22 protein-coding genes are annotated in these 25,498 nt (G+C 69.0%); 5 read left to right on the top strand and 17 right to left on the bottom strand.

Going from position 1 to position 25,498, the window contains the following annotated elements:
• Nucleotides 1-7: 7 nt before the first annotated feature.
• The 8 genes from COA07_RS05535 to leuC all read right to left on the bottom strand — a co-directional run bounded on the left by COA07_RS05535 (nucleotide 8) and on the right by leuC (nucleotide 6,576).
• Complete coding sequence (locus COA07_RS05535) at nucleotides 8-1,684, bottom strand: M56 family metallopeptidase (protein ID WP_096640594.1); 1,677 nt, start codon at nucleotides 1,682-1,684, stop codon at nucleotides 8-10.
• Nucleotides 1,681-2,049, bottom strand: coding sequence for a BlaI/MecI/CopY family transcriptional regulator (locus tag COA07_RS05540; RefSeq protein ID WP_066706562.1), 369 nt, complete (start codon nucleotides 2,047-2,049; stop codon nucleotides 1,681-1,683). Before COA07_RS05540 ends, COA07_RS05535 begins: the two co-directional genes overlap by 4 nt.
• 344 nt (nucleotides 2,050-2,393) lie before the next feature.
• Nucleotides 2,394-2,726 (bottom strand): Grx4 family monothiol glutaredoxin, encoded by a 333-nt coding sequence (grxD, locus tag COA07_RS05545; RefSeq protein ID WP_066706630.1) that lies wholly within the window; start codon nucleotides 2,724-2,726, stop codon nucleotides 2,394-2,396.
• A 32-nt stretch (nucleotides 2,727-2,758) separates the two neighbouring features.
• Nucleotides 2,759-2,992, bottom strand: coding sequence for a BolA/IbaG family iron-sulfur metabolism protein (locus COA07_RS05550; protein WP_066490504.1), 234 nt, complete (start codon nucleotides 2,990-2,992; stop codon nucleotides 2,759-2,761).
• A 5-nt stretch (nucleotides 2,993-2,997) separates the two neighbouring features.
• Nucleotides 2,998-3,321: a DUF1476 domain-containing protein gene (locus COA07_RS05555; protein WP_066706565.1), complete on the bottom strand. Its 324-nt coding sequence runs from the start codon at nucleotides 3,319-3,321 to the stop codon at nucleotides 2,998-3,000.
• A gap of 83 nt (nucleotides 3,322-3,404) precedes the next feature.
• On the bottom strand, nucleotides 3,405-4,406 hold the full coding sequence (locus COA07_RS05560; RefSeq protein WP_096640596.1) for an NADPH:quinone oxidoreductase family protein: 1,002 nt from the start codon (nucleotides 4,404-4,406) through the stop codon (nucleotides 3,405-3,407).
• Nucleotides 4,369-4,998: a 3-isopropylmalate dehydratase small subunit gene (gene leuD / locus COA07_RS05565; RefSeq protein ID WP_066706566.1), complete on the bottom strand. Its 630-nt coding sequence runs from the start codon at nucleotides 4,996-4,998 to the stop codon at nucleotides 4,369-4,371. The genes COA07_RS05560 and leuD overlap by 38 nt, the downstream gene beginning before the upstream one ends.
• Nucleotides 4,999-5,142: 144 nt before the next feature.
• Nucleotides 5,143-6,576 (bottom strand): 3-isopropylmalate dehydratase large subunit, encoded by a 1,434-nt coding sequence (leuC, locus tag COA07_RS05570; protein ID WP_066706568.1) that lies wholly within the window; start codon nucleotides 6,574-6,576, stop codon nucleotides 5,143-5,145.
• A 155-nt stretch (nucleotides 6,577-6,731) separates the two neighbouring features.
• Here leuC and COA07_RS05575 point away from each other — a divergent pair, with 155 nt between their 5' ends.
• The 3 genes from COA07_RS05575 to COA07_RS05585 all read left to right on the top strand — a co-directional run bounded on the left by COA07_RS05575 (nucleotide 6,732) and on the right by COA07_RS05585 (nucleotide 11,962).
• Nucleotides 6,732-8,006 (top strand): MFS transporter, encoded by a 1,275-nt coding sequence (locus COA07_RS05575; RefSeq protein ID WP_066706574.1) that lies wholly within the window; start codon nucleotides 6,732-6,734, stop codon nucleotides 8,004-8,006.
• 105 nt (nucleotides 8,007-8,111) lie between these two features.
• Nucleotides 8,112-10,928, top strand: a complete 2,817-nt coding sequence (locus tag COA07_RS05580) for a TonB-dependent receptor (RefSeq protein ID WP_083956665.1) — start codon at nucleotides 8,112-8,114, stop codon at nucleotides 10,926-10,928.
• Nucleotides 10,925-11,962, top strand: a complete 1,038-nt coding sequence (locus tag COA07_RS05585) for a phytase (protein WP_066706577.1) — start codon at nucleotides 10,925-10,927, stop codon at nucleotides 11,960-11,962. The genes COA07_RS05580 and COA07_RS05585 overlap by 4 nt, the downstream gene beginning before the upstream one ends.
• Before the next feature lie 52 nt (nucleotides 11,963-12,014).
• Here the strand turns inward: COA07_RS05585 and COA07_RS05590 are convergent, their stop codons facing one another.
• The 4 genes from COA07_RS05590 to COA07_RS05605 all read right to left on the bottom strand — a co-directional run bounded on the left by COA07_RS05590 (nucleotide 12,015) and on the right by COA07_RS05605 (nucleotide 15,647).
• On the bottom strand, nucleotides 12,015-12,506 hold the full coding sequence (locus COA07_RS05590; protein WP_066706580.1) for a nucleoside deaminase: 492 nt from the start codon (nucleotides 12,504-12,506) through the stop codon (nucleotides 12,015-12,017).
• A 77-nt stretch (nucleotides 12,507-12,583) separates the two neighbouring features.
• A complete protein-coding gene (locus COA07_RS05595; RefSeq protein ID WP_066706582.1) occupies nucleotides 12,584-13,810 on the bottom strand; it encodes an acyl-CoA dehydrogenase family protein in 1,227 nt (408 codons plus the stop codon).
• Between the two features lie 26 nt (nucleotides 13,811-13,836).
• Nucleotides 13,837-14,910 carry a phosphotransferase family protein gene (locus COA07_RS05600; protein ID WP_245842031.1) on the bottom strand — a complete coding sequence of 358 codons (1,074 nt, stop codon included), beginning with the start codon at nucleotides 14,908-14,910 and terminating at the stop codon, nucleotides 13,837-13,839.
• Nucleotides 14,907-15,647 carry an SDR family NAD(P)-dependent oxidoreductase gene (locus tag COA07_RS05605; protein WP_066706585.1) on the bottom strand — a complete coding sequence of 247 codons (741 nt, stop codon included), beginning with the start codon at nucleotides 15,645-15,647 and terminating at the stop codon, nucleotides 14,907-14,909. The genes COA07_RS05600 and COA07_RS05605 overlap by 4 nt, the downstream gene beginning before the upstream one ends.
• A gap of 101 nt (nucleotides 15,648-15,748) precedes the next feature.
• On the opposite strand from COA07_RS05605, the gene COA07_RS05610 reads away from it, so the two are divergent.
• On the top strand, nucleotides 15,749-16,654 hold the full coding sequence (locus COA07_RS05610; protein ID WP_169803484.1) for a LysR family transcriptional regulator: 906 nt from the start codon (nucleotides 15,749-15,751) through the stop codon (nucleotides 16,652-16,654).
• A 7-nt stretch (nucleotides 16,655-16,661) separates the two neighbouring features.
• Here the strand turns inward: COA07_RS05610 and COA07_RS05615 are convergent, their stop codons facing one another.
• From COA07_RS05615 to COA07_RS05635, 5 genes are all read right to left on the bottom strand, one after another.
• Nucleotides 16,662-17,591, bottom strand: a complete 930-nt coding sequence (locus tag COA07_RS05615; protein WP_066706597.1) for a formylglycine-generating enzyme family protein — start codon at nucleotides 17,589-17,591, stop codon at nucleotides 16,662-16,664.
• Nucleotides 17,592-17,624: 33 nt separating this feature from the next.
• Nucleotides 17,625-18,254: a maleylacetoacetate isomerase gene (maiA, locus tag COA07_RS05620; RefSeq protein ID WP_066706641.1), complete on the bottom strand. Its 630-nt coding sequence runs from the start codon at nucleotides 18,252-18,254 to the stop codon at nucleotides 17,625-17,627.
• A 5-nt stretch (nucleotides 18,255-18,259) separates the two neighbouring features.
• On the bottom strand, nucleotides 18,260-18,958 hold the full coding sequence (locus COA07_RS05625) for a fumarylacetoacetate hydrolase family protein (protein WP_066706599.1): 699 nt from the start codon (nucleotides 18,956-18,958) through the stop codon (nucleotides 18,260-18,262).
• Between the two features lie 67 nt (nucleotides 18,959-19,025).
• Complete coding sequence (locus COA07_RS05630; RefSeq protein WP_141396477.1) at nucleotides 19,026-20,510, bottom strand: DHA2 family efflux MFS transporter permease subunit; 1,485 nt, start codon at nucleotides 20,508-20,510, stop codon at nucleotides 19,026-19,028.
• 74 nt (nucleotides 20,511-20,584) lie between these two features.
• Nucleotides 20,585-22,690, bottom strand: coding sequence for a TonB-dependent siderophore receptor (locus COA07_RS05635; protein WP_066706604.1), 2,106 nt, complete (start codon nucleotides 22,688-22,690; stop codon nucleotides 20,585-20,587).
• Between the two features lie 238 nt (nucleotides 22,691-22,928).
• On the opposite strand from COA07_RS05635, the gene COA07_RS05640 reads away from it, so the two are divergent.
• Nucleotides 22,929-25,484 (top strand): TonB-dependent siderophore receptor, encoded by a 2,556-nt coding sequence (locus COA07_RS05640; protein WP_245842033.1) that lies wholly within the window; start codon nucleotides 22,929-22,931, stop codon nucleotides 25,482-25,484.
• The last annotated feature ends 14 nt before the right edge of the window (nucleotides 25,485-25,498 follow it).

Consider the following 25,498-nt stretch of genomic DNA (forward strand, 5'->3'; position numbering starts at 1 on the left):
GAAGACCTCAGTCGCGCGCGGCGACCTCGGCCCTCAACTCTGCGATCGCCTCGTCGATGCCCGACACCGCCAGCCGGCGCTGCTCGGCGCTCAGCGCGCGATTGGCGTACAGCCCGGCGCGCGCCTGGTACAGGCTGGCGATCGCGGTGCGCTTCGCGTCGCGTTCGATATGCTTGCTATCGCCCGCGATCCGTTCGGCGTCGGCGGTGGCCCGCGCGGACACGCGGCGCGCCATTTCGTCGATACGGTTGGTGCAGACGGTCATCACGCGCTTGTCGCCATCGCGCGGCACCATGAGGATCATCCGCGAGTCCGTTCCACCCTCCCCCGGTGCGCAGTTACGCTCGACGACCTGCGGCACGTCGCCGGTACGGATGACCATCACCGGTTTCGTCGCGGGCGACGGGGGGACGGGCGGCATCGGCGGCGCGGGCAGCGGGTGGGCGGCACGCCAGGCGTCGGCCTCCGCACCGTAATAGACGGTCCGCTTGCCGTTCTCGACCACGACGACGCGATTGCTGTCGTGCTGGCCAGTCTCCGGCGGCGTCGGCGCGGTCGGCGTGGCCGGGACGGGCGGCACGGCGGGCACGTCCGGTACCACCGGCGCCGCCTCGCCCGAGGGCAGGTCCGGCACGACCGGGGCGATCGGCGCCACCGCCGCGTGGAGCGCGGCGACCGGCTGCAGCCCGGCGATCTCGACGCCGGTGGCGGTTTCCACCTTGATCCGCATCCGCTCGGCCGCCTGCGTTCCCGATGCGGTCATCGCCAGTGTGCCCAGCGCCAGCGCACCGGCAGCCCCCGCCCCCATCGCCACGCGACCGCGCGACACGTTCTCCCGCCCCAGCATACGCAATCTCCCCTTCAGATCCTTGACGGTGTTGAGGTGGCAGGCCGGCGATACGGCGCGCCCGTGCGCCGCCTTGACGATCGCGCAGCCATAGGCATGGCGCGCCGCTTCGCCGCATCTGGCCAGGACATGGGCGTCGGTGGCCATTTCCTGATCGGCGCGGAAAGCGCGGAAGGCGATCCAGGCGACCGGGTTGAACCAATGGACCGCCAGCACCGCCAGCGCGACCCAATTGGCGATCAGGTCGCCGCGCGCGTGATGACCCAGCTCATGTTCCAGCGCGAGCGCCTGTTCCTCCACGTCGAAGCGCGCCGCGAAATCGCGGGGGAAGGCGACCACCCGGTCGAACACCCCGAACGCCAGCGGTCCCGTCGCCGCCGCGCTGCGCACCACCGTGACCGACCGCACGCGGTCGACCGCCATACCATGGTGCAGCACGCGATGGCGGAAGCGCGCATAATGCAGCACCTGCCACGCCAGCAGCGCCGCCGCGCCCGCGCCCCACAGCAGCAGCGCACCCTCGGCCCAGCCGATCCCGCCCGCCACCGGCGCCGCCGCGGGCAGCGCCCCGGCCGGCGCGCCGATAAGAACCGTCAGCGTCTCACCCGCCGGCAGATCGGGCAGCGCCCCGCCCCGCCACGGCGCGGGCAATTGCGGCAACATCCCGCCGCGCCAGCCCGCCGGCAACGGCGGCAGCAGCAGCCGCAGCACCGGGATCGCCCACAGCGCATAAGCGACGTGCGGCCCGAAAAATGCGCGCACCGGCCCGCGCGCCGCCAGCACCACCACCATCAGCAATGCCGATGCCAGCAGCGCCTCGATCGCCCAGCCGATCATTGTTTCAACGCCTTCAGCAGCGCCTCGATCTCGGCAATGTCCTGGTCCGAAATCGCGTCGCGTTCCGCCAGATGCGCGACCAGCGGGGTCAGCTTGCCGCCGAACAGCCGGTCGATCAGCCGGCGCGATTCGCCAGCGACATAATCCTCGCGCGCCACCGCCGGCCGATACAGGTACCGCCGCCCGTCGACGTCATGCGCCACCGCTTCCTTGGCCAGCAGCCGGCCGAGCAGGGTCTTGACGGTCGCCGCGCTCCACCCGCGCGACGGATCGACCCGTTCGGCCACATCCTGCGCGGTCAGCGGACTATCGTCCCACAGGACCTCCATCACCGCATGTTCGGCTTCGCTGATACGTTCGGCCACGACTCGCCCTCCCATCGACTACGTATGTAATCTTATTGATTACAGCCGTAGTCAATAGTCCCGCAAAGCCCCTGTCGGTTCTTTTTACAATTTCAACACGCCGTTGACGGGCGTTAACCAGCGCAACCGCGCGAAACCGCCGATCCGGGAAGTTGGCACGCGCGATGCAGGGTATGACACGCACCGAGCGTGGACACGCTTCAGCCGGGCGGGGCGTCGCTACGTCGATCTCGCGACCCCCGCCCGTACCCGGTGCCTCCCCCGCCCCGCACAGCCGACGCAACGAAAAAGGCCCACACCCGACCGGCGGGCATGGGCCTTCATGGATCAGGAACGGCGCGCGCCTACTTGGCCGCGGCGGCGCCCGCATTCTGGAACAATTCGGCCAGCTCGCCGGCCTCGTACATCTCCATCATGATGTCCGATCCGCCGACGAATTCGCCGCCGACATACAGTTGCGGGATGGTGGGCCAGTCCGAATAGGCCTTGATCCCCTGCCGCACCGCCTGGTCCTGTAGCACGTCGACGCTTTCGAAATCGACGCCCAGCCGCTCCAGGATCGCGACCGCGCGGCTGGAAAAGCCGCATTGCGGGAACAGCGGCGTCCCCTTCATGAACAGCACCACCGCGTTGTTCTTCACCACCGCGTCGATGCGGGCCTGGGCGTCGTCGGTCATCGTCATCGTCACTTTCTGTCGGAACCCGCCGCTTACTTCGGAACGGCGGTGGTCAACTGCAAGGCATGGAGCACGCCGCCCATCCGGCCGCCCAGCGCGGCATAGACCGCCTGATGCTGCTTCACGCGCGGCATCCCGGCAAAGGACGCCGCGGTCACCCGCGCGGCCCAATGATCGTTGTCGCCGGCCAGATCGGTCATCTCGACCTCGGCATCGGGAATGCCCGCCTTGATGAGCGCCGCGATCTCCTCGCCTGCCATCGGCATCGGCGTTACTCCGGCTGCATCAGCTGGCGGCGCGCCTCGACGAGCTTCTCGTCCAGCACGCGGCGGACGGTCGCCTCGTCGACGTCGAGGCCAGCGGCGGTCAGGTCGCCGAACAGCTTGCGCACGACATCCTCGTCGCCGGCTTCCTCGAAATCGGCCTGCACCACCGCCTTGGCATAGGCGTCCGCCTCGGCCGGGGTCAGCTTCAGCAGGTCGGCGGCCCATTGCGCGGCCAGCCGGTTGCGGCGCGCGGTGATGCGGAACGCGGTTTCCTCGTCGCGCGCGAACTTCGCTTCAAAGGCCCGCTCGCGATCGTCGAAGGTGGTCATGTCGGCTCCCGTCGTGCTGTTCGCCGCGACTTAGGGCGGCGCGGCGCAACACGCAACGCCCCACGCCGCCCACCGACCGGCCGTCACTCCGCGACGCGCACCACCAGTTTGCCGATCGCGCCGCGCGCGGCCATCTTGGCGATCGCCTCGCCGCCGCGTTCGAACGGAAACACCTCGGTCACGCGCGGGGCGATCTTGCCCTGCTGCCACAGGTCGAACAGCTGGCGGATGTTGCCGCGGTTGCGCTCCGGCTCGCGCGCGGCGAACGCGCCCCAGAAGACGCCGCACACGTCGCAGCTCTTCAACAGCGTCAGGTTCAGCGGCAGCTTCGGGATACCGGCGGGGAAGCCGATCACCAGATAGCGACCCTCCCACCCGATCGAGCGCAGCGCCGGTTCGGCATAATCGCCGCCGACCGCGTCGTAGACCAGCTGGAAGCCCTCGCGACCGCCCTTTTCCTTGAACTGTTCGGCCAGCGCCTTCGATTCGTCCTTCGAAAATGGCGCGCGGCCATAGATGATGACGTCGTCGGCGCCCGCGTCGCGCACCGCCTGCGCCTTTTCCTCGCTCGATACCGCGCCGACCACCCGCGCGCCGAACGCCTTGCCCAGCTCGACCGCGGCCAGCCCGACGCCGCCCGCCGCGCCCAGCACCAGCAGGTTGTCGCCGGCCTTGATATGCCCGCGATCGACCAGCGCGTGGATCGTCGTGCCATAGGTCAGCAGCATCGACGCGCCCTCCTCGAACGATCGTTCGTCGGGGATCGGGTAGATGTTGTCCGCCTTGGCGACCAGCCGTTCGACCAGCCCGCCCATGCCGGTGTTGCCCATCACGCGGTCGCCGGGCTTGAACGCGGTCACGCCCTCGCCCACGGCCTCGACCACGCCGGAAAACTCGCCGCCCGGCGCAAACGGGCGCGGCGGCTTGAACTGATATTTGTCCTCGATCACCAGCACGTCGGGATAGTTGATCGCGCACGCCCTGACCGACACCAGCACCTCGCCCGCCCCCGCGACGGGATCGGGCAGGTCGCCGATCTCCAGAGTTTCAGGTCCGCCCGGTGCCCTTGACAGCAACGCCCGCATATCCGCTCTCTCCCTTGATCCAGGGCCGCTCGTGATCGAGCAGCTCCTCGAATTTCGAAATCACGGTATCCTTTGCCAGCGTCAGGCCGACTTCGTCCAGCCCTTCCATCAGGCAGCGGCGGCGAAACGGATCGAGTTCGAAGGCGAAGCGGTCCTGAAACGGGGTGGTTACGGTCATCGTCTCCAGGTCGACGGTGACGGGCTGGTCCTTCGCCACCTCCAGCAACCGGTCGACCGCTTCCTGCGGCAGCACGACGGGTACGATGCCGTTCTTGAACGCATTGCCGGAAAAGATGTCGGAGAAGCTGGGCGCGATCACCGCGCGAATGCCCATGTCGGCCAACGCCCAGGCGGCATGCTCGCGGCTCGACCCGCAGCCGAAATTGTCGCCCGCGATCAGGATCGGCGCACCCGCATAGGCGGGGTCGTCGAAGATGTTGCCCGGCTGCGCGCGCACCGTCTCGAACGCGCCGCGGCCCAGCCCCGAACGCTTGATCGTCTTCAGCCAGTGCGCGGGGATGATGACGTCGGTATCGACGTTCTTCGCACCCCACGGATAGGCCGTGCCCGAAACCTCGCTGACCGGCTGCATCGGCGTCAGCGCGTCGGGCGCGTGGCCGGGAAGGTCGGCTTGGCGATCGCGGCATAGGCCGCCACGCCGCTCAGCACCGAACCGGCGATCAGGAATACCAGCACCTTCTTCATCGCGACGTCTCCCTCTGTTCTGTCGTGTCGCTCAACGATCCATCAGCTCGCGCACGTCGGCCAGCCGCCCGGTCACCGCGGCCGCCGCCGCCATCGCCGGCGACAGCAGGTGGGTGCGCGCGCCCGGCCCCTGCCGGCCGACGAAATTGCGGTTGCTGGTCGATGCGCACCGCTCGCCCGCGGGCACCTTGTCCGGATTCATCGCCAGGCACATCGAACAGCCCGGCTCGCGCCATTCGAAGCCCGCGGCGGTGAAGATGCGGTCCAGCCCCTCGGCCTCCGCCTGCCGCTTCACCAGCCCCGATCCCGGCACCACCATCGCGCGCACACCGTCGGCGACGCGGCGCCCGTCGGCCACGCTGGCAGCGGCGCGCAGATCCTCGATCCGGCTGTTGGTGCAGCTGCCGATGAAGACGTGCTGGACCGGCACGTCCTGCATCCGCATTCCGGGCGCCAGCCCCATGTAATCCAGCGACTTGCGCGCCGCCTCCTGCTTCGACGGATCGGCGAAGCTGTCCGGCGCGGGCACGACGCCGGTGATCGGCACGACGTCCTCGGGGCTGGTGCCCCAGGTCAGCACCGGCGCGATATCCGCGGCGTTCAGCACGACCGTCTTGTCATAGCGCGCGCCCGCGTCGCTGGGCAGCGTGCGCCACCATGCGACCGCACGGTCCCAGTCCGCGCCGGTCGGCGCCATCGGCCGCCCCTTCAGATAGGCGAAGGTCGTCTCGTCCGGGGCGATCATGCCGGCGCGCGCGCCGCCCTCGATCGACATGTTGGCGATCGTCAGCCGCCCCTCGATCGACAGGTTGCGGATCACCTCGCCAGTAAACTCGATGACATGGCCGGTGCCGCCCGCCGCGCCGATCTTCCCGATGATCGCCAGCACCACGTCCTTCGCGCTGACACCGAAGCCCAGCGTGCCGTCGACGCGCACCTCCATCGTCTTCGACGGGGACAGGATCAGCGTCTGCGTGGCGAGCACATGCTCCACCTCGCTGGTGCCGATCCCGAACGCCAGCGCGCCGAGCGCGCCGTGCGCCGAGGTATGGCTGTCGCCGCACACCATCGTCGTGCCCGGCAGGGTGAAGCCCTGTTCCGGCCCCACGACATGGACGATCCCCTGCTTCGCCGACAGCGCGTCGATATAGGGGACGCCGAATTCCGCGACATTGGCGCGCAGCGCGCCCAGCTGCTCGGCGCTTTCGCGGTCGGCGATCGGCAGCTCGCGCCCATCGGCATCGACGCGCGCGGTCGTCGGCAGGTTGTGGTCCGGCACCGCCAGCGTCAGGTCGGGGCGCCGTACGCGACGGCCGGCACTCCGCAGCCCCTCGAACGCCTGCGGGCTGGTGACTTCGTGGACCAGGTGACGGTCGATATAGATCAGGCAGGAACCGTCGTCGCGACGCTCCACCACATGGGCGTCCCAGACCTTCTCGTACAACGTGCGCGGTGCGTTCGACATGATGGCCCGCGTTAACCCAGTTGCGGCGCGACGCGAACCCGCAAAATCGCACGATTCGTGCGTGGGGTGCGCACGTGGCGCGCGTAACCGGTCGTCGGGACACCTTTGCCGCTAACCGACGTTAACGCGGCCGGCGCATCGTTCGGAGACCTGCCTTGACCCCGCCTGCCCGAACCCCCGGCGACCGCGCGCTCGACTGGGTCAATTTCTTTCTGGCGGACGTGCGCGACGGGCTGGGGCCGTATCTGGCGATCTACCTGACGTCGGTGCGCGGACCGACGCACGTTTGGGACGAGGCGACGACCGGCATGGTGATGACCATCGCCGGGCTGGCCGGGCTACTCGCCACCGCGCCGGCGGGGGCGCTGGTCGACCGGCTGCGGGCCAAGCGGGCGTTGCTGGTGGTCGCCGCGATCCTCGTCACCGCCGCGTCGCTGGCGCTGCCGTTCGTCACCGGCTTCACCGCGGTCGCTGCCACGCAGGCGCTGGCCGCGGTCGCCGGCGCCGCCTTCGCGCCGGCGATCACCGGCATCACGCTGGGGCTGGTCGGCGCGCGTGCCTTCACCGCACGGGTCGGCCGGAACGAGGCGTTCAATCACGGCGGCAACGCGGTATCGGCTGCGCTCGCCGGGCTGCTGGCATGGAAGTTCGGGCCGCAGGTGGTGTTCTGGCTGATGGCGCTGCTCGCCGTCGCGTCGATCGGCGCGACGCTCGCCATTCCCGGCGACCGGATCGACCATGACGTCGCGCGCGGCCTGTGCGCCGACGACGACGATGACGCCGCGCCGTGCGACGCCCCGCCGCAGTCGATGTGGCATGTGCTGCGCCACACGCGCGGGCTGGCGGTGTTCGCCGCCGCGGCCTTCACCTTCCACCTCGCCAATGCCGCGATGCTGCCCTCGGTCGGCCAGCTGCTGGCGCATCGCGTCGGCGCGGGCACCGCCACGTCGCTGATGTCGGCATGCATCGTCGGCGCGCAATTGGTGATGGTCCCGGTCGCGATCGTCGTCGGGCGCCATGCCGATCGCTGGGGGCACAAGCCGATCTTCCTCGCCGGCTTCGCAATCCTCGCCGCGCGCGGGCTGCTCTATACCGTGTCCGATGCGGCGCCGTGGCTGCTGGCGGTGCAATTGCTCGACGGGGTCGGCGCCGGCATCTTCGGCGCGCTCTTTCCGGTGGTGATCGCATCGCTGACGCGCGGCAGCGGGCGGTTCAACGTCGCGCAGGGCGCGGTGGCGACGGTGCAGGGACTGGGCGGCGCGATCAGTGCGTCGCTGGCCGGCAGGCTGATCGTCGCGGGCGGGTACGACCTGGCCTTTCTGGTGCTGGCGGCGATCGCGGGCGCGGGGCTGGCGCTGTACCTGTTCACGATGCCCGAAACCGCGCAGCGGCACCCTCGTGTCGCCGGAAAGCCACAGCCGGGATTGTAACGCAACCGTCACCAAACTTCCCCCGTCGCGTCATGAAAAGGCGCCATGCGGCGCGCAACGGGCAGCGCCATCGGGCGCCCCGATCGCGTTCTTTGGGGGAACAACATGCACCACGCCCGTCACGGCGCCCGCGCGATCGCGGGTGTCTCGCTCATCGCCCTTGCCGTCGCCGCGCTGCCCGCGCACGCGAGCACCGATGCGGCCCCTTCGGCCACGGTCGAGGCGGTCGCCGGCCCCAGCGTGTCGGGCCATGTCTATGACGTGACGGGCGTCGCGCTGCCAGGTGCGCGCATCATCGTGGAGGGCACGGGCGCGCAGGCGACCACCGACCTGCAGGGCAGCTTCACCATCGCCACCCCCGATGCCAGCAGCGCGGTGACGCTGCTGGTCGACTATCTCGGCCGCCCGCCCTTCTCGATCACCGTCACGCCCGCCGAGCGTGCGCGCGACGTCGAGGTGACGATGCCCGGCGCCAGCAACAATGCGGGCGACATCGTCGTCGTCGGCGCCTCGCTGCTCGACAATACCGCCCGCGCGCTCAACCAGCAGCGGCAGGCCGACAATACCGTCACGATCATCTCCGCCGATGCGATCGGCCGCTTCCCCGATCCCAACATCGCCGAGGCGCTGCAGCGCGCGCCCGGCGTCGGGATCGAACGCGACCAGGGCGAGGGCCGCTACATCAACGTGCGCGGTGCGCCGTCCGAATGGTCGGCGATCTCGGTCGACGGCATCCAGATCCCGTCGGTCGATCCCACGACGCGCGCGGTCGATCTCGACACGCTGCCCTCGGATATCGTCGCCAACCTGGAAGTCACCAAGTCGCTGGTCCCCAGCCAGGATGCCGATTCGATCGCGGGCGCGGTCAACATCAGCACGCGCTCGCCCTTCGATCGCAAGGGCTTCGCGCTGACCGGCATGGCCGGCGCCAGCTACAACCAGTTCGGCAAGGGCAGCGACTATCGCGCATCGGGCGCGATCAGCGACCGGTTCGGCGCGGACCGGCAGTTCGGCCTGCTGCTGTCGGGCAGCTATTCGCGCACCCATCGCCGCCCCGACAATGTCGAGAACAGCTGGTCGATCCTGGGTGCCGGCCCGCGCGTCACCGAAACGCTGTTCAAGGATTACGACACCAAGCGGGAACGGATCGCCGGCACCGCGGCGTTCGAATGGCGCCCGACCGATGCGACGCGCACCTGGGTGCGGGGCACCTATGCCCGGTTCGAGGATAACGAGTTCCGCGACCGCATCGGCATCACCTGGAACGCCGGCAACGCCGCGCCGGTCGCCGGTTCGACCGATACCGCCGCGACCTGGGCGAACACCCGCATCGAAAAGCAGGTGCGCCACCGCGTTCAGGTGAACGAGATCAAGACCATCACCGGCGGCATCGAACAGCAGCTGGGCGAAGGCCAGGTGCGCGCCGACGCGGCGTACAGCGAAACGTCGCAGACCTACCCGCGCCGCGACGAACTGCTGTTCCGCTCCACGCTGCGCCCGACGCTATCGTACGACTTCGGCCGCGACAGCGATCTGCCCAGCTACTCGCTGTTCACCAGCAAGGAGCATCTGCAGACCGGCACGTTCGGCTTCCGCGAGAATGCCTATCGGTCGAACACGACGAAGAACGACGAATTCACCGCGCAGATCCGTATGGACATTCCGCAGCCGCTGGGCAGCGGCACCGCCACGCTGTCGGCGGGCGGCAAATACCGCGCGCGCAACATCACCGCCGATGAAGAGCGGCTGCGCGATCAGCGCGCCTCCGCCGCGCCGACGCAGACGCTCGCCGGGCTGCTGTCCGACGAGGATTCGCGCAACTTCGACTATGATCTGGGCAAGCGGTTCAACACCGGGCTGGCGGATGCCTATTTCGACGCGACCAAGGCCGCCGCGCAGCGTCGCCTGCCGCAATCGGTCACCGCGGACTATCGCGCGACCGAGAAGATCCTGGGCATGTTCGGCATGGGCAAGTTCCAGTTCGGCGACACCACGCTGATCGCCGGCCTGCGCGTCGAGGTCACCGATTTCCGCAGCGAGGCGCCCAGCGTGGCGCGCAACGGCGCGATCACCACCGCGCGCGGCGACAACAACTACACCGACTTCTTCCCCAACCTGACGCTGCGTCAGGCGTTCACGCCCAATCTGATCGGACGCGCGGCGCTGACCCGCGCGATCAACCGCCCCAATTTCCCGCAGATCGCGCCGCGCGTGCTGGAAACGACCGAGGGCAGCACGATCCGCGTCGAATTCGGTAACCCCGATCTGCGCCCGACGCTGTCGAACAATGTCGATGCCGGGCTGGAATATTACATCCACCCGCTCGGCATCATCGCGGTCAACGGCTTCTACAAGGATCTGACCGACTATCGCTACAACGTGAACAGCACCGGCACCTATAACGGGGTCGCCGGCGCGTTCCTCAGCCGCCCGGTGAATGCGCGCACCGGCAAGCTGTACGGTGTCGAGGTGAACTGGCAGCAGCAGCTGGCGTTCCTGCCCGGCATGCTGGGCGGGTTCGGCGTCTTCGCCAATTACACCTATACCGATGGCGACGCGCGTTTCGACGCGCCGTTCGGCGGGCGCACCCGCTTCCGCCTGCCCGGCCAGTCGAAGCATATGTGGAACGCCTCGCTGTTCTACGAACGCGGCCCGGTGAACCTGCGCGTCGCCTATACCAAGCGCAGCGATTATCTGGACGAGATCAACGCCGACGACGCCCGGCTCGACCTGTATTGGGAAGGCCGCGGGCAGCTCGACGCGGCCGGCAGCTTCCAACTGACCAAGGCGCTGAACCTGTTCGTCGAGGGCAAGAACCTGACCAACACCGCGGGCGTGCGCTATTTCGGCGAGCGGCAGCGCGTCTACGAATATGAGAAGTTCGGCTACACGATCTTCGGCGGCGTGCGGGTGAAGCTGTGAGGTTCGCTCCCCTCGCCTGCGCGACCGTCGCGCTGGCGGCGTGCGCGACGGTTCCCCCCGCCGCCACGCCGACGGTGGACGTCGCGCCGACCGTCGCCGCCAGCGCGGAAACCGATCCGGTCGACACCGCGGCGGATGCGGCGGACGATCCCGCGATCTGGCGCAACCCGCGTGACCCCGCGAAAAGCCTGGTGATCGGCACCGACAAAAAAGCCGGCATCCACGTCTACGACCTGGCCGGCAAGCGCGTGTCGTTCACCGCAGCCGCGCGGCTCAACAACGTCGACCTGCGCGACCTGGGCGGGCGCGTGATCGTCGCGGCCAGCGACCGTGCCGACGTGACGCAGGGGCATGTTGCGCTGTTCACGCTCGACACCGCCGCCGCGCGGCTGGTGCCGATGGGCCGCTATCCCTCCGGCGCGGGTGAAGCCTATGGCATGTGCCTGTGGCGCCGCGCGAAGGACGGCGCGCTGTTCGGCTTCGTGGTGATGAAGGACGGGCGGATCGACCAGGTCGCGATCGACCTGGCCGCGCCGGCGCCGAAGGTCACCACCGTCCGCTCGATGAAGCTGGGGACGCAGGCCGAGGGCTGCGTGGTCGATGACCGCACCGGCCTGCTCTACGTCGCGGAGGAAGACGTCGGGCTGTGGCGCTTCGCAGCCGATCCGGCCGCGCCGACCACCGCGACCGCGATCGCGCAGGTCGACGGGCGCACGCTGGTCGCCGACGCGGAGGGGCTGGCGCTCGCCCCGCGCGGCCGCACCGGCGGCTATCTGGTCGTGTCGAGCCAGGGCGACAACGCCTATACCCTGTATCGCCTGCCCGGCGTCACCTACGCAGGGCGCTTCCGCATCGGCGGCGGCGCGATCGACGGGACCAGCGACACCGACGGTATCGAACTGGCGCTCGGCGATTTCGGCCCCGACTATCCCGCCGGGCTGTTCGTGGCGCAGGACGGCGACAATGCGCCCGCCACGCAGAACTTCAAATATGTCAGCTGGGCCAGGGTGCTGCGCGCGCTGAAGCTGCGCTGACCGGCGGCGCAAGTCCCGTCACCCCGGATTACCTCCGGGGTGACGGGTTGCGCTACATATTCGCCTGCTCTTCGAACGGCAGGTCGGCGTCGGGCGGATAATAGAGGCGCGCGCACTCCTCGCGCAGGCACCCGCCCTCGATCACGATATCGTTGCGATACGCATCGGCGATGAACGACAGCGTGTCGACGTGCCGCGCCTCGAAGTACATTTCGTGCACATCGTCGCGCCCCGCGCCGTAGACGACGCGCCCGACCTTCGACCAGATCGACGCCATCGTGCACATCCCGCACGGCTGGAGCGTCGAATACAGCGTCGCGCCCCGCAGCTCCAACTCGCCGATCCCCTCGCACGCGCGGCGGATCGCCATCATCTCGGCATGGGCAGTGGCGTCGGGCAGTTCCTCGGTCTGGTTACGCTCGCCCGATATCTCGCGCCCACCCAGTACGATCACCGATCCCAGCGGCGACGTCGACGGGTCGGATCCCTTCGATTTGGCGATCGCGATCGCGCGGCGCATCCAGCGTTCGTCTTCCTCGGTCATCGGCACCTCCGTCGGCCCAACGCCGGAACACGCCGGAAAGGCCCGGGGGTGGTGCGACGACCGCAGCAGCGCCGCGCTCAACAGGCGTTCATGGCGTTATATTCGGTGATCTTCTGCTTGCCGAGCTGGCTCATGTGCACCTCGTCCGGCCCATCGGCCAGCCGCAGGAAGCGGTTGAGCGTGAAGAACTCCGCAACCGGCGTATCGTCGCTGACGCCCATGCCGCCGTGGCTCTGGATCGCGCGGTCGGCGACCGTCTGCGCCATCTGCGGCGCGATCACCTTGATCGCGGCGATCAGGTCCTTGGCGTCCTTGTTGCCGAACCGGTCCATCCGGTCGGCCGCCTTCAGCGTCAGCAGCCGCGCCATCTCCACCTCGCAGAAACTGCGCGCGACATCCTGGCGGATCGAGGATTGGTCCGACAGCTTGCGCCCGAAGGCGACGCGATTCTCGACGCGGCGCGCCATGATCTCCAGCGCGCGCTGCGCCTGCCCGATCGAGCGCATGCAATGGTGGATGCGCCCCGGCCCCAGCCGCCCCTGCGCGATCTCGAACCCCCGCCCCTCGCCCAGGATCAGGTTCTCGCGCGGGACGCGCACGTCGTCGAAGCGCAATTCGCACTCGCCACCCGGCGAATTCAGACTGCCGAACACGCGCTGGTGGCGCACCACCGTCACGCCGGGCGTGCCCTTCGGCACGATGATGGTCGAATGCTGCAGGTGGCGGGGGGCGTCGAAATCGGTCTTCCCCATTACCAGCATCACCGCGCATTGCGGGTGCATATAATTGGAAATCCACCATTTACGCCCGTTGATGACGTAATCGTCGCCATCCGGCGTGATCGACATTTCGAGGTTGGTGGCATCGGACGAGGCGACCTGCGGCTCGGTCATCACATAGGCGGAGCGGATCTCGCCGGCCAGCAACGGCTTCAGCCAGGCCTGCTGCTGATCAGGGCTACCGTACCGGGCCAGCACCTCCATGTTGCCGGTATCGGGAGCGGAACAGTTGAACACCTCGCTCGACCACGGCACGCGGCCCATGATCTCCGCCAGCGGGGCATATTCCAGGTTCGTCAGCCCCGGCGACCAATGGCCATATTCGTGCGGCAGGAACAGGTTCCACAGCCCCTCCGCCTTCGCGCGTGCCTTCAACGGCTCCAGCCCCGGCCATTCCCGCCACAGGTTGTTCTGGTCGATGACGAAGGCGTGGCGCTCGCGCTCGACGGGATAGACATGCTCGGCCATGAAGGCTTCCAGCCGGGCAATGAGTTCGCGGGTCTTGTCGGTATAGTCGAAGATCATGGTCGGTTCCTGTCAGACGGTCGGTGTCAGACGATCGGCCGGTCGATGCGGCGCAGCGCACGCTCGAACAGCGCGACGGCATGGGCGTGGAGCTGGTCGCCGATCGCCTGCGGCGTCAGCCCGGCGATCGCGCGGGCATGGCTGCCCTCCAGGATCGCGCCCAGCTTGAACGGGGCCAGCACGGCATACCAGCGCGCGTCCTGCGCGCTGCGCCCCGTGGCGGAAAGGTAGCGGTCGACCACCTCGCCCAGCGTGGGAAAGCCGTCCCACGGCGTCACCGCCACGCGGTGCGTGTCCTCATCCGGGTCATGCCAGGTCGCGGTCAGCCACCCCAGGTCGAGCAAAGGGTCGCCGCGGCTCGCCAGTTCCCAGTCGACGATCGCCGCCAGTTGCGGCCCGTCGGGGCGGTACATCACATTGGCCAGGTGATAGTCGCCGTGGATCAGCCCTGGCCGCATCGCCGCCGGCCGGTGCGCGTCGAGCCAGCGGCAGATCGGTTCCACCTGCGGCAGCGCGGCCAGCCCCGGCCAGCCGTCGAACTGCGTGTAGCTGTCCAGCTGCGCACGCCAGCGCGATGCCTGCCGCTCGATCCATCCGGCCAGCTTGCCCAGTCCGTCAAGCCCCGCCGCTGCGGGGTCGATCCGCGACAGCGCCACCGCGCCGTCGACGATCGCCTCCCCCATGCCGCGGCGGATCGCCGCGCTGCCGGCATGCAGCGGCGGCAGCACGACCGTCGCGTTGAACCCCTCGACCGGCTCCATCAGGTAGAAGGCCGTGCCCAGCACAGCCGGATCCGGCTCCCCCGCGATGAAGCCGGGATGCGGCACGTCGGTGCCCGCCAGCGCGGACAGCACCGTCATCTCGCGCCGCATCACGGCGTCGCTTTCCGCGCGCGGGCGGCGCGGCGGGCGGCGCAGGACATAGTCGCGGCCCGCGCGTGCGAAGCGTAGCAGGATGTTCTGCGTCCCCCCGCCCAGCGTCTCGACCCGCTCGATCGGCACGCCGGCGCCCAGCGCACGTCCGTCCATCCAGCGCGCCAGCGCGGCAAGGTCGATCACCTCGGCCCACGCCTCGCGATCATGGCTCAGCGTCCCGCTCACGTCAGGCTCAGCCCCCCGTCGACCACCAGGGTGTGGCCGGTGACATAGCCGGCCAGCGGCGAGGCGAGGAACAGCGCGGCGTTCGCCATGTCCTGCGGTGTCCCCTCCCGTCCGTCGGGAATGGCGGCCAGCGCCGCGGCCTTTCGCTGCGGATCGCCGGTGGTGACCGCGGTCAGCTTGGTCGCGACCAGTCCGGGCGCGATGCCGTTGACGCGGATGCCCTCGCGCGCCCACGCCTTGCCCAGCACCTTCGTCAGGCTGATCGCGCCGGCCTTCGACGCGCTATAGGCCGGGTTGCCGATATTCGCCTGAAAGCCGGAGATCGAGCTGACCACGATCATCGCGCCCCCGCCCCCGGCGGACAGCATCGCGCGGAACCTGCCCGCGATCGCCATCAGGCTGTCGAGGTTGACCGCCATCACCCGGTCCCAGCCGTCACGTTCGAATTCGCCGCGCTTATAGACGACCGTGCCCTGCGACTGGACCAGCACGTCCAGCGTGTCGAACGGCGCGGCCCAGGCATCGACGGCATCGCGATCGCCGACGTCGACGCAGGAATAGTTCAGCCCGGTCAGGTCGCAGCCGTCCTCCCCGTCGTAATCCGATGCGGCGGCGCGCGTTCCCCATACGTGAACCTCGGCACCGGCGGCGCGAAAGCCCTGCGCGATACCGTTGCCGATCCCGCTCGACCCGCCGACCACCAGCACGCGCCGGCCCGTGAAATCCAGTGCGATCATCGCGCCACCTCTCCCGTGGCGGCGGAGGATCGGTGATCGGACCGGGCGTGTCCAATATCGAATTCCTTGAACGACGATCGGATATTCTTATGGATCGCAGCATGGATTTAGACGCCAGGCCGCACCGCGCCTTCATCGCGATCGCCGAAACCGGCTCGTTCAGCCGCGCCGCCGCGATGCTGCACATCAGCCAGCCCGCGCTGTCGGCGCAGATCAAGGAATTCGAGCGGCGGCTGGGCTTCCGCCTGCTCGACCGTACCAGTCGCAAGGTATCGCTGACGATCGAGGGCCGGCTGTTTCTTGACCGGTCGCGCCGGCTGGTCAGGGAAACCGAATGGGCGAACAATGCCGCGCGCGACATCCGCAACAACCAGCTGCGCGTCGGCACGGCGCATTACACCGCCGAGATTGCGGAGCGGAACCGCATCATCGACGATTTCGTCGCTGGGCAGCCGGACGTGCCGCTGCGCGTCATGCGCCGCAGCGCCGAGCAGCTGCGCGACGACCTCGATCGCGGCGACATCGACATCGCGATCACGCTGCAACTAGTCCCGCCCGACGACACGCCCACGCGCGCGGACGCGGCGCCCAGTTGGGTGGTCGCCGAACGCGCCCTGACCCTGCAACTGCCGCATGGCGACGAGCTGGCCCACGGAGCGGAGGCGATCCCGGCCGCGGCGCTGCGCGGGCGTGCGATCGCGATGATCGACCGGTCGCATGGCGTCGCGATCGCCGAGAGCGTCGGGAAGGCGATCGTCGATGCCGGCGCCCAGCCCCGCTCCCTGCCGGAAGGCGACGGCAAGGCGGTGCTGCGGCAAAGCGCCCGGCTGGGCATCGCCGCGGTCGACCTGGGATGGTTCGACCCGCCCTGCGCCACCACCGTGCGCCGCGCGGTGGAGGGATGGACGGTGCACACGCGATTGGTGGCGATGGCCAACCCCGGACGCCGCCGTGCCGGTACGGACCGGTTCATCGACCGGCTGCGCGCGGTGGCGCCGCCGTCCTGACCTGACCCTAGTCGCGCACGACGCAGCGAAAGCCGATATGCGTGGTGGCGCTGTCCACCGGCTGCGCGTGGCGCGCCGCCGGGCGATAGCGCTGACAATAGTTTTCCGCGCACAGATGCGACCCGCCCTTCAGCACCTTGCGCGGGATGCGCACCTGCGGGGACGACGGATCGTAACTGTCGCGCTCACGCCCGCCGCGCGGATCGGGGATCGCGCAACAGGCGCCGGGCGGCTTCTTACCGGCCGGCTTGCGGTCGCCGGCGCCGGGCTGCGCATACCAGTCCGCCGTCCATTCCCAGACATTGCCGATCATGTCGTACAGGCCATAGCCGTTGGCCGGAAAATGCCGCACCGGCGACGTCCGCTCGAACCCGTCGAGCAGCGTGTTGGCGAACGGGAACAGCCCCTGCCAGTAATTGGCCATCATCGCCCCGCCGGGCGCCAACTGGTCGCCCCACGCGAATTCGCTGTCCGTGCCGCCGCGCGCGGCATATTCCCATTCCGCCTCGGTCGGCAGCGACTTGCCCGCCCAGCGCGCATAGGCGTCCGCATCCTCATATGCGACATGCACGACGGGGTGATCCTCCAGCCCGTCCGTGCTGCTGTCCGGTCCCAGCGGATGCCGCCAGTCGGCGCCGGGGCGCCACTGCCACCATTGCGCAGGGTCTCCCAGATCGACCGGCCCGGCCGCCTTCCGGAACACCAGCGAACCCGCGACGGCCGATGCGGGATCGAGGCCGGGATAGTCGGCGGGATCGGGGGCGATCTCCGCGCGCGTGCGATAACCGGTCGCCGCGACGAAGGCGGCGAACTGCGCGTTGGTCACCGGCGTCTCGTCGATCCGGAAGGAGGCGACGCGCACCCGGCGCACCGGCGCTTCCTCGGGATAGAAGCGCGCCGATCCCATGCGGAACGTGCCGCCCTCGATCCGGCGCATCCCATCGCGTGGGGTTCCGGTCATCGCCTGCCCCTATGGCGCATCGGGCTGTCGTTCCGGCACCGCCTGCGCGAAGGCGGGCAGCGCCAGGCACGCCGCCTCGACCTGCACCAGCCGGGGCCAGCGCAGGTCGACGCCGAACCGGCGCGCGTTGAACAATTGCGGCACCAGGCAGATGTCCGCCAGCGTCACCTCATCCCCGAAGCAATAGCGGCCGCCGGCGCCCGCGATCAGCCGGTCGCAGGCGTCCAGCCCCTCCCCGATCGTCGTGCGCGCCCATGCCGTCACCTGTTCCTCGGCCAGGCAAAGCGCGCGCAGCCGGTCGAGCACCTTCAGGTTCTGCACCGGATGGGTGTCGCATGCGATCACCTGCGCGACGGCGCGCACCCGCGCGCGCTGCGCGGCATCGCGGGGCAGCAGCGGCGGCTCGGGATGCACGTCGTCCAGATACTCGCAGATCGCCAGCGACTGGGTCAGGACCGCGCCGTCGTCCAGCTCCAGCGCCGGCACCAGCCCCTGCGGATTGCGCGCCAGGAACGCCGGCGCGCGCTGCTCCCCCTCGCGCAGCTGAACGAACGCCTGTTCGTATGCCAGCCCCTTCAGGTTGAGCGCGATGCGCACGCGGTAGGAGGCGGTCGAGCGGAAATAGCCATGCAGCCGCATCGCGATCAGTCCCGCGCCGGCGCGCCGATCCGCACGGTGCACGGCGACAGGCCGGCGATCGTGACGACGATCTCATCCCCCTCCACCACCGGGCCGACGCCCGACGGCGTGCCGGTATAGATCAGGTCGCCCGGCTCCAGCCGGTAGAAGCGCGAGACATAGGCGATGATGTCACCGATCGGCCAGATCAGGTCCGCGATATCGCCCTGCTGCCGGACCGCCCCGTTGACGGTCAGCGCGATCGCGCCGGCGGTCATCACCGCGCTCGCGGGATGGATGACGCCCAGCGGCGCGGATTGCTCGACATTCTTGGCGGTGTCCCACGGCCGCCCCTTGTCCTTCGCGGCCTGCTGAAGATCGCGGCGTGTCATGTCCAGGCCGGCGGCATAGCCGAAGATATGCGCCGCCGCGTCGTCCGGCGCGATATCGCGGCCGCCCTTGCCGATCGCGACGACCAGTTCGGCCTCGTAATGGAAGTCCGCGGTTTCCGGGGGATAGGCGATCGTCGTGCCGGACGGGACGACCGCCTCGGCCCATTTGGTGAAGAAGAACGGCGGGTCGCGATCGGGGTCGCTGCCCATTTCGCGCGCGTGCGCGGCATAGTTGCGCCCGATGCAGAACACGCGGCGCACCGGGAAACGGCGACCGTCGCTGACGGCGGCGCGGGTCGCGGCGGGGGCTTCGAACACGTCGCTCACGCACATTCCTCCTTCGTGGGGCACGCCTGCCGAACCAGAAATCGGCACGGCGCGCAACCGGGGCGCCTGCGCGTCAGGGGCGATGCCCGCTCATCTCGGCGCCCGCCGCCGCATCGAAGCGCCGGTTCCACACCACCGCCGACAGCGAAATCGCCGCGACCGTCAGGAACGCCAGCGAGAAGGTGCGCAACCCCGGCCCGCCCTGCCCCTCTGCCAACGTGCCCAGTTCCAGCACCGTCGCCGCGATGCAGATGCCCAGCGACAGTGTCAGCTGCTGGAACGTGGCGTAGAAGCTGGTCGCCGCGCTCATCCGTTCCTTGTCGATATCGGCATAGGCGATCGCATTGTAGCCGGTGAACTGGAACGAGGTGAAGAACCCCGCGACGCCCAGCACCACGATGATCGCCGCGCTCGGCCAGTCGGGGCGGAAGAACGCGCACACGGCATAGCCAACGCTGCTGGCGACGCCCGAGACGATCAGGCTGCGGCGAAAGCCCCAGCGGCGCAGCACGCGCGGTGCCAGCGTCTTCATCGCCAGCGCGCCGACCGCGCCCGCCATCGTGATCGTCCCGGTCCGCGCGGCGGACAGGCCGAAGCCGATCTGGAACATCAGCGGCAGCAGGAACGGCTGCGCGCCCTGCGTGATGCGCGTCAGCGAACCGGCGATCACCGACAGGCGGAACGTCGGGATGCGCATCAGCGACGGGTCCAGAATCGGGTCGCTGACCCGCCGGGCGTGGCGGATATAGAGGACGGCGAACACCGCCCCCACTGCGAGCAGCGCGATCGCCACGCGCCCCGTGCCCGGCCGGCTCGCCAGTTCCAGCCCGAACAAAAGGCACCCCAGCGCCGCGCCCGACAGGAAGAAGCCCGACAGGTCGAACCGCGCGCGGGCATCGCCGCGAACCTCCGGCACCAGCAGCCACGCCCCCACCATTCCCAGGATGCCGATCGGCAGGTTGAGATAGAAGATCCAGCGCCAGTCGAGCCAGGTGACGATGAACCCGCCCAGCGGGGGGCCGAGGATCGGCCCGGCGAGCGCCGGCACCACCAGCCACGACAGCGCCCTGACCATATCCTCCCGCGCGACGCTGCGCAGCAGGACGAGGCGCCCGACCGGCACCATCATCGCCCCGCCGATCCCCTGCACGAAGCGCGCGACGATCAGCATCGGCAGCGACGTCGCCTGCGCGCACGCGACCGAGCCGATCAGGAAGATGCCGATCGCCGCGCAGAAGATGCTGCGCGACCCGAACCGATCGGCCAGCGTCCCGCTCGCCGGGATGAACAACGCCAACGCCAGCAGGTAGCTGGTCAGCGCCAGGCTGAGGCTGGTCGCCGGGCGGCCCAGATCGTGCGCCATCGTCGGCAGCGCGACCGTCAGCACCGTCCCGTCGAGCTGCTGCATGAACAGCGCCGACGCGACGACCAGCGCCGTGACGCGATAGCCGTGCGCGCTGCCCCCGGCCGGCGCGGTGGCGATCGCCTCCACGCCGGGAGCCAGCCCGTCGCCCACGTCCGCGCTCATCGAAGCCAGGTTACGCCGTCGCCACCGCATGTCCGTCCGCACGTCTCCACTCGCCGACCGCTACAACGCGATCGGCGCGCGAAGGTCCAGCGCAGGCCGGCCGGTTACAGGCGATAGCCCAGCGACAGCATCACGTTGCGCGGCGCCGACACGAAACAGTCGCCGCGGGCAAGGCACGTGGCATAGCCGCGATTGTCGAGCAGGTTGGTGGCGTTGAGCCGCAGCCGCCAGCTGTCGCGCTCCATCTCGACCAGCGCATCGACCATGGTGCGCGCCGGGGTGACGAGCGTCCATGCGGGATTGCCCGACACCTGCTGCCCCAGATAGCGGACCCCCGCCCCCAGCCGCAGCGTCGCCCAGTCGCCCGGGATCGTCTTCGTCGCCCAGGCCGATGCGGTGTGGCGCGACAGATAGCCGATCTCCCCGGTATCCCCGGTCACGTCGTTGAACCCGTAGGCGAGCGACAATTCGTAGTCGCCCGGCAGCGTGCGCGTCGCCTCCAGCTCGAACCCCTTGGTGGTCAGCTCGCCCGCCTGGATCTGCCCCAGCGGGTTGGCGGGATCGGGCACCGGGCGGTTGCGCTCCTTGATGCTGAACCCCGTGACCGTGACCAGCGTCGCGCGATCGGGCTGCCACTTCACCCCGCCCTCGAACTGGTGGCCGGTCTGCGGGCGGAACGGGTCGCCCGCCGTGGTGCGGCCGGCGACCGGCTGGAAGCTTTCGGTATAGCTGAAGAACGGCGACACGCCCGCCCCCACCTCGCCGATGATGCCGGCGCGATAGGTGGTGGCGCTGTCGCTGGTGCGCGTCGTCGTACCGCTATTGGGGTCCAGGCTGGTGCCCCGTACGCGGTCGCGCCGTGCGCCCAGCACCACCGACACGCGGTCCCACAGCCGGATCTGGTCCTGCACGTACACCCCGAGCTGCTTCTGCGTGTCGCGGTTGAACGGCGCGACCAGCGGCGGCTCGACGATCGACGCATAATCGATGTCGTACAGGTCGATGACCTGCGAGAAATCGTAATTGTCGCTCTTGCGGACCTGGTTCCAGCTGTAATCCACGCCGGCCAGCAGCACATGCTCCACCGCCGCACCGGTGTTGAAGCGCCACTGGACATTGTTGTCGGTCGAAAAGACGTTGAGCCGCGCGACCGAGGAGCCGGCGATCAGCGGGATCAGCCGCCCGTTGCTGCCCGGCACGTACGGGTCGGTCGGGTTGCCGTAGCTGTTCGTATAGTGCGTGAAATAGTCGACGTCGCTGTCGATGTAGCGCGCCTTCAGGCTGATCTTCAGATCGTCGGTGAAGCGGTGCGTGAGCATCCCCGACCCTTGCAGCAGCCGCCCGTCGTAACGGTCGTACCCCGGCTTGCCGACGAACAGGTAACGCGGCAGCGGCGGGTTGTCGCGATTGAGGCGCAGCGTGCCGACGACCGGCAGGAAGTTGGACGTCGATCCGGTCCGGTCGTCCTGATAGAGGCCCAGCAGCGTCACTTCGGTGCGCGCACCCGGCCGCCAGGTGACCGACGGCGCGATCATCACGCGATCGTCGGGGACGTGGTCGACATAGGTGTCGGCATCGCGCACCCGCGCGACGATCCGGGCGGCCAGCGTGTCGCTCAGCTTGCCGTTCAGGTCGGCCAGCACTTCCTTGCGGTCGTAGCTGCCATAGACGAGGTCGACGTCGGCGCTGTTGGTGAACAGCGGCGTCTTCGACACCAGGTTGACGATCCCGCCGATCGACCCCTGCCCGAACAGCACGGAGGCCGGGCCACGCACCACCTCTACGCGCGAGAAATTATAGGGGTCCGACGCGATGCTGGCATAGAAGCTGAAGATGTCGCGCATCCCGTCGCGGAACTGCAGCGCGTTGACCCCGCGGACGGTGAAGGTATCGACGCGTGTGTCCCGGCCATAGGCATCGGCGTTCACGCCGGCGGCATAGCGGACCGTGTCGGCGATGTTGATCGCCCCCTGCGCCAGATAGACGTCGGCGGGGATGACGGTCAGCGGCTGCGGCACCTCGATCAGCGGCGTGTCGGTCTTGGTGCCGGCCGACGTGCGATCCACCCGTCCCTCGACCAGAATGTCCTGCTGCGGCTCGGCCGCCGCGGCGTCGGCGGCGCGCACGCCGTCGCCCTCCGGTACCGCCGCGCCGGCAGGCGCTGCGATCAGCGCGACGAACGCCGTACCGGCGAGAATGATGGGCTTCATGGTGCGTCCCCCTGTTGATGACGGGGCGCGCTTAATGCTGTTGATACGGATTCGCAATAGCGTGATTGACGCCGACTGGTCTGTAGCGGCGCGGCCACACCCCGCCTTTATCCGTACGCCCGATGCATCGCGCTGTTGCCGTCGACTTCGACCTTCGTCTAACGCGGCCGTTCGGCCCAATGGGGCGTGTCGAGAATCAGAGAGGGGGAGGCCTATGTCGATTGTAACCGGTTTCAGTGTGCGCGCGTTCTTGTTGGCCGGGGCGGCGCTGACCCCCACGATGGCGATGGCGCAGACCGCCGCCAGCGACGCTCAGGCCGGGCAGACCGCACCCGCGGCGCAGGCCGACGACCTCCAGGACATCGTGGTCACCGGTCAGACGACCCGCGACCGTCCGCTCATCACCTCCTCGGCCGACATCACCTACGCCACGCGCGAGGATATCGATCGCCGCGCGCCGCGCTCGACCGCGGATATGCTGGAGCTGGTGCCCGGCATCTTCGTCGAGGCGACCGCGGGTGAAGCGTCGAACAACTATTCGGTGCGCGGCCTCCAGGGCGGCGGGCAGCGGTTCGTGCAGCTGGAAGAGGACGGCATGCCGATCCTGTACGGCGGCGGCGGCGCGGACTTCTTCTTCCAGCAGGATCTGACGATCGACCGGCTGGAAGCGGTGAAGGGCGGCTCGTCGGGCGTGCTGACCGTCAACGGCGCGGGCGCGACGATCAACTTCATCTCCAAGCGTCCGAACTTCAACGAATTCGAAGGCGCGGTGCGCCTGACGGGCATGAACTACGGCCTGAAGCGCGCGGACTTCTATTATTCCGCGCCGCTGGCCGAGAATCTGGCGTTCAACTTCGGCGGCTATGTGCAGAGCAGCCCGGGCGTGCGCCGCAACCCGTTCGACTATGCCGGCTATCGCATCAAGGGCGCGCTGGAATATCGCCTGCCGGGCGGCGGATCGATCCGCCTGTCGGGCCGCCGCGGCGATATCGAAACCGCTTATTATGCCTCGTCGCCGTACCGCTTCGAAAACGGCGAGCCGGCCAGCATCCCCGGCTTCGACATCCAGCGCGATAACATCGGCGGCGATGCGTTCAGCTCGATCCGCGTGCCGGTCTCGACCTATGTCGATGCCAGCGGCTATCGCCCGTTCCGCTATCGCGACGGCATCCGCTCGCTCTACAATCAGGCGCGGCTCGACGTCGACGTGCCGGTGTCGGACGCGCTGAACCTGTTCGCCCGCGCGCGCTACATCGACTATACCTATGACTTCAACGGCCTGTTCCCGGGTTCGGGCACCGGCAACGCCGGCCTTGCCAGCGCGGTCAACTATCTGACGCCGGGCGCCACGTCGCCGATCAACGACCTGCTGACCCGCGGGCAGGCGGCGTTCCCGACGGCGACCCGCTTCGGCATCCGCAACATCCGCACCGGGGAGGTGATCGGATCGAACCAGACCGCGGCGCTCAACGCGCTGAACGGCAACGGCTTCCTCCAGCGCACGACGCTGAACCACGATCGCATCGACGGGCGCGATCTGGGCATCAACGCCGGCGCCACCTGGGCGTTCGAAGCGGGTTCGATCAAGAACTCGCTGACCGTCGGCGGCATGTACTACAACGTCAAGCGTCGTCAGAACCAGTCGGCGACCGCCAGCGTCGTCAACGATGTGCGCAACAATTCCGACGTCTACGACATCGTCGCGCTGAACGGCGCGAACGGCGTCATCGGATCGCTGACCGACAGCGGCCTCGTCTCCTACGGCGACTGGGGCAACGGCATCCGCGAGCGCAACGACGAAGCGGTGTCGCTGTACGCCAACGACGAAATCGCGCTGGGTGACCACCTGCGCATCGACGGCGGCATCCGCTGGGAACAGGACAGCGCGGTCGCGCTGGACGGCCGCAACGCCGCCGCCGCCGATGCGTCGCGTCGCATCGTCGCGGCGAACGGCGGGTTCGAACAGCTGGTGCCGGTCGGCCAGGGCGGCGTGCTGACCACGGTCGGCTCGACCTTCGCGGGCCAGTATGACGTGCGCCGTCGCAAGCAGGACAAGATCGCCTGGACGGTGGGTGCGAACTATCTGATCACCCCGAACCTGTCGATTTACGGCCGCTATGCCGACGGGTTCCAGACCAACAACGTCGACCCGATCACCACGATCAAGCTGTACGAAGCGGGCGTGCGCTATCAATATGCGCGCATCTTCAGCGGATCGGTGACGGTGTTCCGCACCAATTTCGACGACCAGAACTACAATTTCGCGAACCCGACGAACCCGTCGCAGCAGCAGAACATCAACGCCGACCTGCGTACCAAGGGTATCGAGATCGACGTGATGGTGCGGCCGGTGAAGTTCTTCTCGGTCGATTTCCAGGGCGTGTTCCAGGATCCCAAGCTGGTCAATCTGCAGATCGACGGCGCCACCCAGGCCGGTTTCGAAGGCAACCGGCCCGAGCGGACGCCCGCCCAGCTGTGGACCGTCACGCCCTCCTTCTCGCTCCCCAACGGGCTGGGTGAGATCTATGGCCGGTACAAGTTCATCGGCCAGATCTTCGCCGATGCCGGCAACGGCGTGGCGCTGCCCAGCTACGGCGTCACCAGCGCCGGCGTGAACCTGAACCTCACGCCGCAGCTGCAGCTGAGCATCAACGCGGAGAATATCTTCAACGTCGTCGGCCTGACCGAGGGCAATCCGCGCCAGGGCCAGACGCAGGCGATCACCAACGGCTATTTCTACGCCCGCGGCATCGTCGGCCCGACCTATGGCGGGTCGCTGACCTTCCGCTTCTGATCCGGGCGGGTAGA

The organism is Sphingomonas adhaesiva (assembly GCF_002374855.1).
Taxonomy (GTDB): Bacteria; Pseudomonadota; Alphaproteobacteria; order Sphingomonadales; family Sphingomonadaceae; genus Sphingomonas; species Sphingomonas adhaesiva.

Coding starts and splice junctions, on each gene's coding strand:
- COA07_RS05625 (WP_066706599.1), bottom strand. CDS start 18,958: ATGTGCGTGAGCGACGTGTTCGAAGCCCCCGCCGCGACCCGCGCCGCC.
- maiA (WP_066706641.1), bottom strand. CDS start 18,254: ATGCGGCTGCATGGCTATTTCCGCTCGACCGCCTCCTACCGCGTGCGC.
- grxD (WP_066706630.1), bottom strand. CDS start 2,726: ATGACCGACGACGCCCAGGCCCGCATCGACGCGGTGGTGAAGAACAAC.
- COA07_RS05555 (WP_066706565.1), bottom strand. CDS start 3,321: ATGACCACCTTCGACGATCGCGAGCGGGCCTTTGAAGCGAAGTTCGCG.
- COA07_RS05580 (WP_083956665.1), top strand. CDS start 8,112: ATGCACCACGCCCGTCACGGCGCCCGCGCGATCGCGGGTGTCTCGCTC.
- leuC (WP_066706568.1), bottom strand. CDS start 6,576: ATGTCGAACGCACCGCGCACGTTGTACGAGAAGGTCTGGGACGCCCAT.
- COA07_RS05635 (WP_066706604.1), bottom strand. CDS start 22,690: ATGAAGCCCATCATTCTCGCCGGTACGGCGTTCGTCGCGCTGATCGCA.
- COA07_RS05590 (WP_066706580.1), bottom strand. CDS start 12,506: ATGACCGAGGAAGACGAACGCTGGATGCGCCGCGCGATCGCGATCGCC.
- COA07_RS05595 (WP_066706582.1), bottom strand. CDS start 13,810: ATGATCTTCGACTATACCGACAAGACCCGCGAACTCATTGCCCGGCTG.
- COA07_RS05615 (WP_066706597.1), bottom strand. CDS start 17,591: ATGCGCCGGATCGAGGGCGGCACGTTCCGCATGGGATCGGCGCGCTTC.
- COA07_RS05535 (WP_096640594.1), bottom strand. CDS start 1,684: ATGATCGGCTGGGCGATCGAGGCGCTGCTGGCATCGGCATTGCTGATG.
- COA07_RS05550 (WP_066490504.1), bottom strand. CDS start 2,992: ATGCCGATGGCAGGCGAGGAGATCGCGGCGCTCATCAAGGCGGGCATT.
- COA07_RS05605 (WP_066706585.1), bottom strand. CDS start 15,647: ATGATCGCACTGGATTTCACGGGCCGGCGCGTGCTGGTGGTCGGCGGG.
- COA07_RS05630 (WP_141396477.1), bottom strand. CDS start 20,510: ATGCGGTGGCGACGGCGTAACCTGGCTTCGATGAGCGCGGACGTGGGC.
- COA07_RS05560 (WP_096640596.1), bottom strand. CDS start 4,406: ATGCGGGCGTTGCTGTCAAGGGCACCGGGCGGACCTGAAACTCTGGAG.
- COA07_RS05610 (WP_169803484.1), top strand. CDS start 15,749: ATGGATTTAGACGCCAGGCCGCACCGCGCCTTCATCGCGATCGCCGAA.
- leuD (WP_066706566.1), bottom strand. CDS start 4,998: ATGCAGCCGGTCAGCGAGGTTTCGGGCACGGCCTATCCGTGGGGTGCG.